This is a genomic window from Streptomyces sp. NPDC059564 (assembly GCF_042735575.1).
In the GTDB taxonomy this organism is placed as follows: Bacteria; Actinomycetota; Actinomycetes; order Streptomycetales; family Streptomycetaceae; genus Streptomyces.
Genome location: NZ_JBHWBP010000228.1, coordinates 1 through 12,526, shown reverse-complemented (window position 1 = coordinate 12,526; position 12,526 = coordinate 1). Strand labels below are relative to the sequence as shown.

Below are 12,526 nucleotides of genomic sequence, written 5' to 3'. Positions count from 1 at the left end.
TGCTCGGGCTGTTCCAGTGACCGATGCAGTCGTCGAGGTGCCCGTTGTCCCTCCGCCCCCGTTCCGGTGAGCAAGTCCCCTCTCTGACCGCACAGATCGCGCGGGCGAGCAACCCGGGTGGCACCACAGCGATGTGGGTGAGAGACCGGCTGGACGGGCTGTGGCGCGACGAGGACTTCGCTGACTGGTACCCGCGTGACGGGCGTCCGGGTCTCTCGCCTGCTCAACTGGCTACCGTCTGTGTGCTGCAGTTCCTGCTCGGCCTGTCGGACCGGCGGGCCGCCGAGGCGGTCCGCTGCCGCATCGACTTCAAGTACGCGATGGCCATGGAACTGGACGACCCCGGGTTCCACCACAGCGTACTGGCCGATTTCCGCGACCGTCTCGCCGAAGGCGACCGTGCTGACCGCCTCCTCGACCTCGCACTGGCCCGCCTCAAGGAGGCCCGGCCTGGTACACGGGCGCACCACCCAGCGCACCGATTCCACCCATGTCCTGGCCGCGGTGCGTGACCTGACCCGCCTGGAACTGATCACCGAGGCGGCCCGCGCCGCACTGGAAGAAGCCGCCGGCACCTCCCCTCACCTGCTGGACGAGCTGGTCGATGAGGACTGGGGACGCCGCTACGGCCGACCGGTCCGCCCGGGCAAGAACCCCACCAAGCCCAAGACTCGGATCCTCGCCCTTCTCCGCCGACCAGACCCGGCGGTTCTCGCGGGAGCGCTGGGTGACCTCGCGGTTCTGCGAGCGGGACGTCCTCACCTCGCCCCGGCTGAAGGTGGTGTGGCCGCGCGAGCGGCGCTGACCCGCCCGGACGGCCCCTCCTCCCCCGTGGTGGAGGGGCCGGCTCCGGTCAGGGGCTGACGGCGAGGAACAGGTAGGCCGCCAGCAGGACGACGTGCACCCCGCCCTGGAGCAGGGTAGCCCGGCCGGGCACGATCGTCAGGGCGCTGACCACCACCGTCAGGGCGAGCAGCACCATGTGGATCGGGCCGAGGCCGAGCAGCAGCGGCCCGGTCAGCCAGATCGAGGCCAGGGCGATGGCCGGGATGGTCAGGCCGATGCTCGCGATGGCGGAGCCGTACGCCAGGTTGAGGCTGGTCTGCACCCGGTCGCGGCGGGCGGCGCGGACGGCGGCGAGGGTCTCGGGGAGCAGTACCAGCAGGGCGATGATCACGCCGACGACGGCGTTGGGGAGTCCGGCGTCGGCGACGCCCTTCTCGATGGTCGGGGAGACGGCCTTGGCGTTGCCGACGACCGCGACGAGGGCGACGAGCAGCAGCCCGAGGCTGGCCAGGGCGGCGCGGGCGGTGGGCGGCTCGGCGTGCTCCCCGTCGCCGTCGGTGTCACCGGCCGCGCGGGCGGCGGCCTCGGCGGTGCGCCGTTCCGTGTCCACGGGCAGGAAGTAGTCCCGGTGGCGGACGGTCTGGACGGCGATGAACAGCCCGTAGAGGGCGAGCGAGGCGACGGCGGCGAAGGTGAGCTGGGCCGTGGAGAACTCGGGGCCGGGCTTGCTGGTGGTGAAGGTCGGCAGGACCAGGCTGAGTACGGCGAGGGTGGCGACGGTGGCCAGGGCGGCGCCGGAGCCCTCCGCGTTGAAGACGGCGACCCGGTTGCGCAGCGCCCCGACGAGCAGGGACAGGCCGACGATGCCGTTGCAGGTGATCATGACGGCGGCGAAGACGGTGTCGCGGGCGAGGGAGGCCGTCTTGTCGCCGCCGTCGGCCATCAGGGTGACGATCAGGGCCACTTCGATGACAGTGACGGCGACGGCGAGGACGAGCGAGCCGAAGGGTTCGCCGACCCGGAGGGCGACGACCTCGGCGTGGTGGACGGCCGCCAGGACGGCCCCGGCGAGGCAGAGGGAGACCAGCACCACCGCGACCGGGGAGAGGTCGCGGCCCCAGCTGAAGACGAGCGCGACGAGCGCCACCACGGGGACGAGCAGGGTCCAGTCGGTCAGGGGGGATCTGTGCGTTGCCGTACTCATATCTGCCAACTTGCCAGAAGTGTCCCCCCGGTGCGGCGCGTGCACCGCCCCGGGGGCCCTGACGTGGCACTTCTCACGCCGCCCCCGGGCGTGGCGGGGCCGCTCACACGGCGCGTTCGCGGCCCTCCCAGTAGGGGTCGCGCAGCCGTCGCTTGTAGAGCTTGCCGTTCGGGTCGCGGGGCATGGTCTCGATGAAGTCGACCGACTTCGGGCGCTTGTATCCGGCGAGCTGCCGTTCGCAGTGGTGCAGGATCTCGGCGGCCAGCGCGTCGCCCGCCTCGAAGCCCTCGGCGGGCTCGATGACGGCCTTGACCTCCTCGCCCCAGGAGTCGTGCGGGATGCCGAAGGCCGCGGCGTCCGCGACCGCCGGATGGGTGAGCAGGGCGGACTCGATCTCGGCGGGGTAGATGTTCACCCCGCCGGAGATGATCATGTCGATCTTGCGGTCGCGGAGGAAGAGGTAACCCTCCTCGTCGAGCAGGCCGAGGTCGCCGACGGTGAAGAAGTCGCCGATGCGGTTCTTCTTCGTCTTGCCCTCGTCCTTGTGGTAGCTGAAGCCGCCGGTGTTCATCTTGATGTAGACGGTGCCGAGTTCGCCCGGGGGCAGCCGGTTCCCGTCGTCGTCGAAGACGGCGAGCTCGCTGATCGGCCAGGCCCGGCCGACGGTTCCCGGCTTCTTCAGCCAGTCCTCGGCGGTGGCGAAGGCGCCGCCGCCCTCGCTGGCCGCGTAGTACTCCTCCACGCAGCGGCCCCACCAGTCGATCATCGCCCGCTTGACGTGATCGGGGCAGGGGGCGGCGCCGTGGATGGCGTGCCGCATGGAGGAGACGTCGTAGGCGTCCTTCGTCTCCTGCGGGAGCGCGAGCAGCCGGTGGAACTGGGTGGGGACCATGTGGGTGTGCGTGCAGGCGTACCGGTCGATCAGGCGCAGCATCTCCTCGGGGCTCCACTTGTCCATGAGGATCAGCGGGTGCCCGATGTGCAGGGACGCGCCCGCGAACTGGAGCACGGCGGTGTGGTAGAGCGGCGAGCAGACGAGGTGGACGTTGTCGTCGAAGGGGCGGATGCCGAAGATGCCGAGGAAGCCGCCCAGGTACGTCTCCTCGGGGAGCTTGCCGGGCAGCGGGCGGCGGATGCCGCGGGGGCGGCCGGTGGTGCCGGAGGTGTAGTTCATGACCCAGCCGAGGGTGCGGCCGTCCGGGGGCGTCGCGGGCCGGCCGTCGAGGAGTTCGGCGTACGGGCGGAAGCCGGGGACGGCTCCGACGGCGTAGCGGTGGCCTGCGGGCAGGGCGGCCTCGTCCGCGGCGGCGGTGGCGGCCTCGGCGAAGCGTTCGTGGGCGATGAGGACCTTGGCGCCGGAGTCGGAGACGATCCAGGCGATCTCGGGGCCGACGAGGTGGTGGTTGACCGGGACGAGGTAGAACCCGGCCTGGGAGGCGGCGAGGTAGGCGGTGAGGAACTCGACGCCGTTGGGCAGGACGACGGCGAAGACGTCGCCGCGCTCCAGTCCGGCGGCGCGCAGGCCGTGGACGAGCCGGTTGACGTCGGCGTGCAGCCGTCCGGCGGACCATTCCTCGCCCTCGGGGGTGACGAGGACGGTGCGGTCCGGGTCGGCAGCGGCCTGCGCCCAAAACCCGTTGGGGGGCTGTGCGTCGGTCATCGCGTTCGCTTCCTCTCTCAGGCCCGGCCGGCGATGCGGCTGACGCGGTCGATGGCACGTTCGAAGCCGGCGGTGAGCTCGTCGAAGACGGCCCGGACGCTGCGTTCGCTGTTCATCCGGCCGACGATCTGGCCGACGGGGGTGCCGAGCAGCGCCTGGACCTCGTACTTCTGGATCCGGGAGACGGCCTCGGCGACGAGGAGGCCCTGGAGCGGCATGGGCAGGGCGCCGGGCCCGTCCGGGTCGTCCCAGGCGTCGGTCCACTCGGTGCGCAGCTGGCGCGCGGGCTTCCCGGTGAGGGCCCGGGAGCGGACGGTGTCACCGGATCCGGCGGCCAGGAGCTTCTCGGTGAGGGCGCGGGAGTGCAGGTCGGCCTCGGTGGTGGTGAGCCAGAGGGAGCCCAGCCAGACGCCCTGGGCGCCGAGCGCGAGGCCCGCGGCGATCTGCTCGCCGCTGCCGATGCCGCCGGCGGCCAGGACCGGCAGCGGGGCGACGGCTTCGGTGATCTCGGGGACCAGGACCATGGTGGCGATGTCCCCGGTGTGGCCGCCGGCCTCGTACCCCTGGGCGACGACGACGTCGATGCCGGCTTCGGCGTGGCGGCGGGCGTGCTTGGCGCTGCCGGCGAGGGCGGCGACGAGGACGCCGTGGTCGTGGGCGCGCGCGATGACGTCGGCGGGCGGGGAACCGAGGGCGTTCGCCAGGAGTTTGATGGGGTACTCGAAAGCGACGTCGAGCTGGTTGCGGGCGACCTGTTCCATCCAGCCGGTGATCCGCCAGCCGGAGGCCTCGCCCTCGGCCAGTTCGGGTACGTGGTGCTTGGCGAGGGTGTCGCGGACGAAGGCGCGGTGCCCGGCCGGGATCATCGCCTCGATGTCGGCCTCGCTGATGCCGTCCACGGCCTTCTTCGCGGGCATGACCACGTCGAGCCCGTAGGGCCTGCCGTCGGTGTGTTCCTGCATCCAGTCGAGGTCGCGTCTGAGGTCGTCGGGGGCGGTGTAGCGGACGGCGCCGAGGACGCCGAATCCGCCCGCGCGGGTGATGGCCGCGGCGACCGCCGGGAAGGGCGTGAAGCCGAAGATGGCGTGCTCGACTCCCAGTTTTCTGCTCAGCTCCGTCTCCATGGCGGTGAGGATGCCGCAGGGCGGCGGCCGAGGGAAGAGATTTTCTGATGCTGTGTCAGATTCTTTGACGGCCGGTCGGTGCGGAGGGTGCCCGGCGGGCGGGCAGATAGCCAGTAGCGTGCGCGGGCAGGAACAGGAGGGCCGGACATGGACGGTTCGGGTACGGGATCCGGTACGGGATCACGGGCGGCCGGAGGCGGTGGCGGACTCAGCCGCAGACGGCTCGGGGCGCGGCTGCTGGCGCTGGGCGGGGTGCTGGTGCTGCACGCCGCCCTGCCCGGGCAGGGCGCGGCGGCGGGCGGCGGCGCGGCCGAGCGGCGGGCCCTGCAGGGGCTGCGGCTGCGCTACGGCTCCGCCCGTCAGGCGGGGTTGCTGGAGCGGCACCTGGAGGGCGTCGCCGAGGAGGCGCGGCGCTTCCTCGGCCCCTCCCCCGAACACCCCTACTACGCCGGGGCCGTGGTCCTCGCGGGGCGCGGCCGCACCATCGCCCTGCACCGGGCGATGGGCGACGCCGTCCGGTACGCCGACTACGACGGCCACACCGACCGGCCGAGGGAGTTCCCCGCCGCCGAGCGGATCGCCATGACCGAGGACACCGTCTTCGACCTGGCCTCGCTGAGCAAGCTGTTCACCTCCCTGCTGGCCGTGCAGCAGATGGAGCGCGGCCGCCTGGATCTGGAGGCCCCCGTCGAGCGGTACCTCCCCGAGTTCACGGGCGGGGGCAAGGAGGCCGTCACGGTCCGCCAGCTGCTCACCCACACCTCGGGACTGCGCTCGTGGGCGCCCTTCTACCAGGAGTCCACCCGTGAGGGGCAGTTGAGGCTGCTGTGGTCGGTGCGCCCGCAGGACACCCCGGGGACGGTGTACCGGTACTCCGACCTGAACCTGATCACCCTGCAGCTGCTCCTGGAGCGGATCACCGGCCGCACGCTGGACGTCCTGCTCCGGGAAGAGATCACCGGCCCGCTCGGGATGCACCGCACCCGCTACAACCCCCCGCCCTCCTGGCGCCGGGTCACCGCCGCGACCGAAGTGCAGCGGCCGCCCTGGTCGGGCCTGGACCGGGGGCTGGTGTGGGGCGAGGTCCACGACGAGAACGCGTACGCGCTCGGCGGCGTCGCGGGCCACGCGGGGGTCTTCGGCACCGCCTGGGACCTGGCGGTCCTCTCGCGCGCCCTGCTCGACGGCGGGGTGTACGCGGGCAAGCGCATCCTGCGCCCGGCCTCCGTCGAACTGCTCTTCACCGACTTCAACACCGCCTTCCCGGGCCACGACCACGGGCTCGGCTTCGAGCTCTACCAGCACTGGTACATGGGCGCCCTGGCCACCCCGCACTCCGCCGGGCACACCGGCTTCACCGGCACCTCGCTGGTGCTGGACCCGTCGACCGACTCCTTCCTGGTCCTGCTCGGCAACTCCGTGCACCCCGTGCGGACCTGGCGGGCCGGCAGCGCGCCCCGGGTGGCGACCGGAAACCGCCTCGCCCGGGCGGTGCCCGTCCGCACCCGGCACGGCGGCCCGGCCTGGTACTCGGGGATGGAGACCGGCGGCTCGGGCACCCTGACCCTGCCGCCCCTCACCCCGGCCACCGGCGGCGCCCGGCTGCGCTGCGCCGTGTGGTGGGACACCGTGCCCGGGGAGGGCGCCTTCCACCTGGAGGCGTCCGCCGACGGGCTGGCCTGGGAGCCCCTCCCCTTCACCACCGTCCGCAGCACCGGCGGCGCCCCCGAGTCCTGGCCGCGGGGCAGCGCGGGCGGCTGGTCGGGCCGCATCTGGCACCGGCTGGAGGCCCCGCTGCCCGCCTGGGCGGGCCGCGAGGTCAGACTCCGCTTCCGGCACTCCGCGACCGGCCGCTACGTGGGCCGGGGCGTGTACGTGGACGTCGTCCGGGTGGCCGAGCGGGCCCGCCTCCTCTTCGCCGGGGACCGCCCGGCGGACGCGGCCCGCGTCGAGGCCGCGGGCTGGACCCGCTCGACGGACTGACCGGCCGTCCGGTCAGCCCTGGACCAGGCAGAAGGGGTGGCCCGCCGGGTCGGCGAAGACGCGCCAGTCGCGGGTGTCCGGGCCCTGTTCCAGGAGGACGGCGCCGAGGGCGAGGACCTGTTCCTGGCCCCGGTCGAGGTCCGGGACGGCGAGGTCCAGGTGGAACTGCTGGGGCCGCTCCGGGTCGGGCCAGGCCGGCGCCCGGTGTCCGACGGCCAGCTGGAAGCAGAGCACCTGCCCGTTCGGGGTGTGCAGGGTGGACCACTCCTCGTCCACCGACCAGCGCCGGTCCGGCCGGTTGACCTCCCCGCCCAGCAGGCCGGCGTAGAACTCGGCGAGCCGCAGGGGCTCCGGACAGTCCAGCACCACGCACTGCAGTTCAGCGATCATGCAAAAAGCCTACCGGGCGCCCCGCAGGACCGGCCGGACGGTTCACCCGCCCGGCCGGAATGCGGGCCGTGCCCACGGGCGTTGGTACTCGTTGTCGAGACTGTTGACCGTTCAACACGAAGGCAGGTACACACCGTGAGCACCGACATCGACTGGGACCACCCCAAGGACCCCAAGCCCGGAAGCTGGCAGCTGGACCACGTCAAGCTGTACGTGGGCTCGAACGGCACCGAGGGCCAGCACTGGAACGGCACCCAGACCCTCCTCCTCACCACCGTGGGCCGGGTCTCCGGCCAGGCCGTGCGCACCCCGCTCATCTACGGCGAGGACTCCGGGCGTTACCTCGTCGTCGCCTCCAAGGGCGGGGCCGACGAGGCGCCGCTGTGGTACCGGAACCTGAGCGCCGATCCCCGGGTCCGCGTCCAGGTCGGCCCGAAGGTCGTCCAGGGCACCGCGCGCACCGCCACCTCCGAGGAGCGGGCCGCGTTCTGGCCGACGATGGTCGGGCACTGGGCCGCGTACGACGAGTACCAGGCCAAGACCGACCGGGAGATCCCGATCGTCGTCATCGACCCCGCCTGACGGACGTACGGGCCGCCGGTCAGCGGCCCAGCACCGCCATCGCCGCGTTGTGCCCGGGAACGCCGCTGACGCCGCCGCCGCGCACCGCCCCCGCACCGCACAGCAGGACGTTCGGGTGGGCGGTCTCCACCCCCCAGCGGCCCGCGTCGGCGGCTCCCGGGGGCGCGTAGGGCCAGGACAGGTCCCGGTGGAAGATGTGCCCGCCGGGCAGGCGCAGTTCGCGTTCCAGATCCAGGGGGGTCTTGGCCTCGATGCAGGGGCGGCCGTCGGCGTCGAAGGCCAGACAGTCGGTGAGGGGCTCGGCCAGGTGGGCGTCCAGCTGGGCCAGGGTGGCGGTCAGCAGCACCTCCCGGGCCTGGTGGTTGTCCTTCGCGAACAGCCGGGCCGGGGTGTGCAGTCCGAAGAGGGTGAGCGTCTGGCAGCCCTGCTCCGCGAGCTCCGGCCCGAGGATCGAGGGGTCGGTCAGCGAGTGGCAGTAGATCTCCGACGGCGGTACGGACGGCAGTTCGCCGGCGGCGGCCTCGGCGTGGGCCCGGCGCAGCTCCTCGTACCCCTCGGCGATGTGGAAGGTCCCGCCGAAGGCCTCGCGGGGGTCCACGGAGGCGTCGCGCAGCCGGGGCAGCCGGCTCAGCAGCATGTTGACCTTGAACTGGGCGCCCTCGGGGGCCGGGAGGGCCGGATCCGCCTCCTCGGCGAGGAGTTCGGACAGCGCCTGCGGGGAGGCGTTGACCAGCACGTGCCGGCCCACGACGGTGCCCTCGCCCGCCGCCGTACGGAAGGTCACCTCGGCCGGCGCCGTCCCGTCGGTGTGGATCCGCAGTGCCTCGTGGCCGGTGGCGATCTCCGCGCCGGCGGTCCGGGCGGCGTCGGCGAGGGCGTCGGTGAGGGCGCCCATGCCGCCGACGGGGACGTCCCAGTCGCCGGTGCCGCCGCCGATGACGTGGTAGAGGAAGCAGCGGTTCTGGACCAGCGAGGGGTCGTCGGCGTCGGCGAAGGTGCCGATCAGGGCGTCGGTGAGGACCACGCCGCGGACCAGGTCGTCGTCGAAGCGCGCCTCCAGGGTCCGGCCGAGGGGTTCTTCGAACAGGGTCCGCCAGGCCGTCTCGTCGTCGAGCCGGGCCCGTAGCGCCTCGCGCGTGGGCAGCGGTTCGGTGAGGGTGGGGAAGATCCGTTCGGCGGCCCGGCCCGTCATCGCGTAGAACTCCCGCCAGCTCTCGTAGGCCCGCTCGGAGCCGGTGAGCCGGGCGAAGGACTCCCGGGTGCGGTCCTCGCCGCCGCCGACGAGGAGTCCGCCGGGGGTCCCGCCGCGGGTGTGGGGCGTGTACGAGGACACCGTGCGCCGGCGGACCCTGAACCGCAGCCCCAGGTCCCGGACGATCTTCGCGGGGAGCAGGGAGACGAGGTAGGAGTAGCGCGAGAGGCGGGCGTCGACCCCGGCGAAGGGGCGGGTGGAGACGGCGGCGCCGCCGGTGTGCCCGAGTCTCTCCAGGACCAGCACCGAGCGGCCCGCCCGGGCCAGGTAGGCGGCGGCGACCAGGCCGTTGTGGCCGCCGCCCACGATCACCGCGTCGTACACGTCGTGCGCGAATCCCCGGGAGACCCTCGTGGCTGTCATGGCTCTTGGTAACACACCTGGCCCAGCCGCTCCAGACAGTGCGCCTCGTCGGCGTGGGCCAGCGCGGTGTCGGGGTGCTCGTCGCCGAGGGACCGTTCGCGGATGCCGGAGAGGTCCCGGTAGATGGGCAGCGCCTCGTCCCAGCGGCCCAGCCGGCCCAGGCCCACGGCGAGTTCGCGCCGGCTGACCAGGGTGTCCGGGTGCTCGGCGCCCAGGGCCTTGGCACGGGCGGCGCCGACCGCGCGGGCCTCGTCGACCGCCTCCTCCCAGCGCTCCAGCCGGCCCAGGTTGACGCCGAGGACGTGCCGGGCGCGCAGGGTTTCGGGGTCGGCGGCGCCGTAGGCCCGGGTGCGGTCGCGGACCAGGGAGCGGAACAGGTCGAGGGCCTCGGCGGCGCGGCCGGTGCGGCCCAGCGCGATGCCGGTCTCGTAGCGGGCGGCGAGGGCGTCGGGGTGGTCCCGGCCGAGCACGCGTTCCCGTACGGCGGCCACGTGCCGGAAGCCGGTCAGCGCCTCGTCCCAGCGGCCGAGCCGGCCGAGGGCGTACGCGGCCTCGTACCGGGTCAGCAGCGTGTCGGGGTGCTCTGCGCCGAGCACGGCGGCGCGGTCGGCGGCCACGTCGGCGGCGGCCGCGTGGGCCTCGGCGTGCCGGCCGAGGGCGCCGAGGGCGCAGGCCAGGTTGTGGCGGCAGCGCAGGGTGTCGGGGTGCTGCGGGCCGGTGGTGCGGATCCGGGCCGCGAGCACCGCGTCGTAGATCTGGTGGGCCTCGCCGTGGCGGCCGAGCCGCCCCAGTTCGTACGCCTCCTCCTGACGGGCGGCGAGGGTGTCGGGGTGGTCCGGGCCGAGCACCCTCGCCCGCCCCTGCGCGACGGCCGCGTACACGGCCAGGGCCTCCTCGGGGCGGCCGGCGCGACTGAGGGCGAACGCGCGGGTGTGCCCGGCGTCGAGCGCGTCGGCCCGCTCCGGTCCCGCGGTACGCACGATCCCGTACGCGGCGGTGAGCCGCGGGTCCTCGGCGGGCGCGGGCCGCAGGATCCGCTGCTCACCGGACCTGGACGCCGGACCGGGGCCCACGCCCGAGCTCCAGCCGGATCCCGGGCCCGTCAGCGGGCGGGCCGCGGTCCAGGAGCCCGTGAGGACGGCCCATTCGCCGCTGGCGGGGCGGGCCTCGATCCCGGCCCTGCGGCCCGCGGTCATGCCTTCGGCCCACGCGGGCAGCGGAGCCGGCGCGGCGGGCGGCCCGCCGGGGCCGAACCGGGCCTCGACCAGGCGCCGGTGCAGGTGGCGGGCGTCGCCGGGCCGGTCCTCGGGGCGCTTGGCGAGGAGTTCCAGGACGAGCTGCTCGAAGTGCTCGGGCAGCTCGGGACGGTGCTCGCGCAGCGGCACCGGCACGGAGTCGCGGTGGCCGACCAGCACGGACCAGGAGTCGCCGAGGTCGAACGGCGGGGCTCCGGTGGCGATCTCGTAGAGCACGCAGCCGAGGGAGTAGAGGTCGCTGCGGTGGTCGACCTCGCCGCCGGCGATCTGCTCGGGCGACATGTAGTGCGGGGTGCCCATGGCCATGCCGCCGCCGGTGAGCTTGGCGGTGAAGCCGATGTCGTGGGCCAGGCGCGCGATGCCGAAGTCGCAGATCTTCACCGTGCCGTCGGTGAGCCGCATGATGTTGGCGGGCTTGAGGTCGCGGTGGACCACGCCCTGGTCGTGGGTGTAGCCGAGCGCGGCGGCCATCTGCTCGGCGACGTCGAGGACCACGTCGACGGGGAGCGGGCGCGCCTCGTTGTCCTCCATCAGCTGACTGAGGTTGCGGCCCTCCAGGAGTTCCATGACGAGGTACAGGGGACCGCCCGCCGCACTGTCGTCGCCGAAGTCGTGGACGACGGTGACGCCCCTGTGCTGGAGCGAGGCCGCGACCCGCGCCTCACGGCGGAATCGCTCGCGCAGCACCTGGGTGAAGTGGGCGTCCTGTTCGTGCCCGATGGGCTTGAGGCACTTGACCGCGACCTGCCGGCCCAGCGACTCGTCGCGGGCGCGCCACACCTCGCCCATGCCGCCGCGCCCGATCAGATCGAGCGACCGGTACCGGCCCTGGATCAGTCTGGACTCCGCCATGTCTTAAAGCCGCCCCCGTTGTCGTGCCGCGCCCTCCCAGGCCGGTCCAGTATCGCCGCTGATGTACGCAGTGTGTACGCGGAGGGGCGGCTCCCGGGGCCCAGCCTGCGCATCGCTTTCAAGATGTGACCTGGAGGCAGCTGCCAGCGCAGACCTGCGGGAATGCTGCGCAGCAGGCGACCCGTGAGGCGCAGGCGGCGGGTGACGACGGGCGGGGGTGGTGCGGTGCGCCCGTACAGCCCGTGCGCCCAGCCGGGGAGCAGGTCGTAGGCGAGTCCGGCCAGCGGTCTCCACAGCAGGTTTCGGCCAGGGACCAGGAGCGGGTGCACGGGCGGGGCGCGCAGGAAGTCGTCGACGGCGTGGGCGTCGGCCCCGGCGGCGAGCCGGGGGCGGACCTCCTCGAAGTACGCGGCGAGCGCGGCGGCGTCGGCGGGCACCCCGGCCGGGTCGAGTCCGACGAGGCGGGCGTTCACCCGGTTCTCGTCGACGTAGCGGTCGGCCTGGGCCGGGGTGAGGGGGGCGCCGGAGCGGCGCAGGACGTGGAGGAAGCTGTCGATCTGCGCGCAGTGCACCCACAGCAGGAGTTCGGGATCGTCGACGGGGAAGCGCTCGCCCGTCTCCGGATCGGTGGCGGACAGCCGCCGGTGGAGGGCGCGGACCCGGGCTCCGGCCCGTTCGGCGGCCTCGGTGGTGCCGTAGGTGAGGGTGCCGACGAAGTCGGCGGTGCGCAGCAGCCTGCCCCAGGCGTCACGCTCGAAGTCGGAGTTCTCCATGACCCCGCGCACGGCGCGCGGGTGCAGGGCCTGGAGGTAGAGCGCGCGGACCCCGGCGATCCACATGACCGGGTCGCCGTGGCACTGCCAGGTGACGGACCCGGGCCCGTAGAGCCCCGGATCCGCTCCCCCGTACGGAGCTGCGCTCATCGCCCGCCTCCCGCCGGGGAGCCTACCCGGCGGGCGGTCAGCCCATCCGCGACACGTGGTACTGGCGTATCCGCCAGGCGCCGTCGAGGTGCTGGGCGACGACCGAGAGGCGGACGGCCAGCGGGGTCCCGGCGGGGTCCTCGGGGGTCGC

The 12,526-nt window shown here is 73.8% G+C and carries 11 protein-coding genes; 4 read left to right on the top strand and 7 right to left on the bottom strand.

Annotated features, from left to right (window positions below; genetic code table 11):
• The first annotated feature begins 137 nt into the window (after positions 1-137).
• Both ACFV0Q_RS28950 and ACFV0Q_RS28945 read left to right on the top strand, forming a co-directional pair.
• Positions 138-512: a transposase gene (locus tag ACFV0Q_RS28950; protein WP_385009308.1), complete on the top strand. Its 375-nt coding sequence runs from the start codon at positions 138-140 to the stop codon at positions 510-512.
• Complete coding sequence (locus tag ACFV0Q_RS28945; protein ID WP_385009309.1) at positions 505-864, top strand: hypothetical protein; 360 nt, start codon at positions 505-507, stop codon at positions 862-864. Before ACFV0Q_RS28950 ends, ACFV0Q_RS28945 begins: the two co-directional genes overlap by 8 nt.
• On the opposite strand, the gene ACFV0Q_RS28940 is transcribed toward ACFV0Q_RS28945, so the two are convergent.
• The 3 genes from ACFV0Q_RS28940 to ACFV0Q_RS28930 all read right to left on the bottom strand — a co-directional run bounded on the left by ACFV0Q_RS28940 (position 854) and on the right by ACFV0Q_RS28930 (position 4,774).
• Positions 854-1,990 carry a calcium:proton antiporter gene (locus ACFV0Q_RS28940; RefSeq protein ID WP_385009307.1) on the bottom strand — a complete coding sequence of 379 codons (1,137 nt, stop codon included), beginning with the start codon at positions 1,988-1,990 and terminating at the stop codon, positions 854-856. The genes ACFV0Q_RS28945 and ACFV0Q_RS28940 overlap by 11 nt on opposite strands.
• A 103-nt stretch (positions 1,991-2,093) precedes the next feature.
• Entirely contained in the window at positions 2,094-3,650 is a 1,557-nt protein-coding gene (locus ACFV0Q_RS28935) for an acyl-CoA synthetase (RefSeq protein ID WP_385009306.1), read from the bottom strand.
• A 17-nt stretch (positions 3,651-3,667) separates the two neighbouring features.
• The gene (locus tag ACFV0Q_RS28930; protein WP_385009305.1) at positions 3,668-4,774 is read right to left on the bottom strand and encodes an NAD(P)H-dependent flavin oxidoreductase; all 1,107 of its coding nucleotides are present in this window, start codon (positions 4,772-4,774) and stop codon (positions 3,668-3,670) included.
• Positions 4,775-4,921: 147 nt separating this feature from the next.
• Here ACFV0Q_RS28930 and ACFV0Q_RS28925 point away from each other — a divergent pair, with 147 nt between their 5' ends.
• Positions 4,922-6,757, top strand: coding sequence for a serine hydrolase (locus tag ACFV0Q_RS28925; protein WP_385009304.1), 1,836 nt, complete (start codon positions 4,922-4,924; stop codon positions 6,755-6,757).
• Positions 6,758-6,769: 12 nt separating this feature from the next.
• Here ACFV0Q_RS28925 and ACFV0Q_RS28920 read toward each other — a convergent pair whose 3' ends face one another.
• Positions 6,770-7,147, bottom strand: coding sequence for a VOC family protein (locus tag ACFV0Q_RS28920; RefSeq protein WP_385009303.1), 378 nt, complete (start codon positions 7,145-7,147; stop codon positions 6,770-6,772).
• A 135-nt stretch (positions 7,148-7,282) separates the two neighbouring features.
• On the opposite strand from ACFV0Q_RS28920, the gene ACFV0Q_RS28915 reads away from it, so the two are divergent.
• Positions 7,283-7,729 (top strand): nitroreductase family deazaflavin-dependent oxidoreductase, encoded by a 447-nt coding sequence (locus ACFV0Q_RS28915; RefSeq protein WP_385009302.1) that lies wholly within the window; start codon positions 7,283-7,285, stop codon positions 7,727-7,729.
• A 19-nt stretch (positions 7,730-7,748) separates the two neighbouring features.
• On the opposite strand, the gene ACFV0Q_RS28910 is transcribed toward ACFV0Q_RS28915, so the two are convergent.
• The 3 genes from ACFV0Q_RS28910 to ACFV0Q_RS28900 are packed head-to-tail and all read right to left on the bottom strand — an operon-like array spanning position 7,749 to position 12,375.
• On the bottom strand, positions 7,749-9,344 hold the full coding sequence (locus ACFV0Q_RS28910) for a phytoene desaturase family protein (protein WP_385009301.1): 1,596 nt from the start codon (positions 9,342-9,344) through the stop codon (positions 7,749-7,751).
• Positions 9,341-11,452 carry a tetratricopeptide repeat protein gene (locus ACFV0Q_RS28905; protein WP_385009300.1) on the bottom strand — a complete coding sequence of 704 codons (2,112 nt, stop codon included), beginning with the start codon at positions 11,450-11,452 and terminating at the stop codon, positions 9,341-9,343. Before ACFV0Q_RS28905 ends, ACFV0Q_RS28910 begins: the two co-directional genes overlap by 4 nt.
• The gene (locus ACFV0Q_RS28900) at positions 11,434-12,375 is read right to left on the bottom strand and encodes an oxygenase MpaB family protein (RefSeq protein ID WP_385009299.1); all 942 of its coding nucleotides are present in this window, start codon (positions 12,373-12,375) and stop codon (positions 11,434-11,436) included. Before ACFV0Q_RS28900 ends, ACFV0Q_RS28905 begins: the two co-directional genes overlap by 19 nt.
• Positions 12,376-12,526 lie beyond the last annotated feature (151 nt).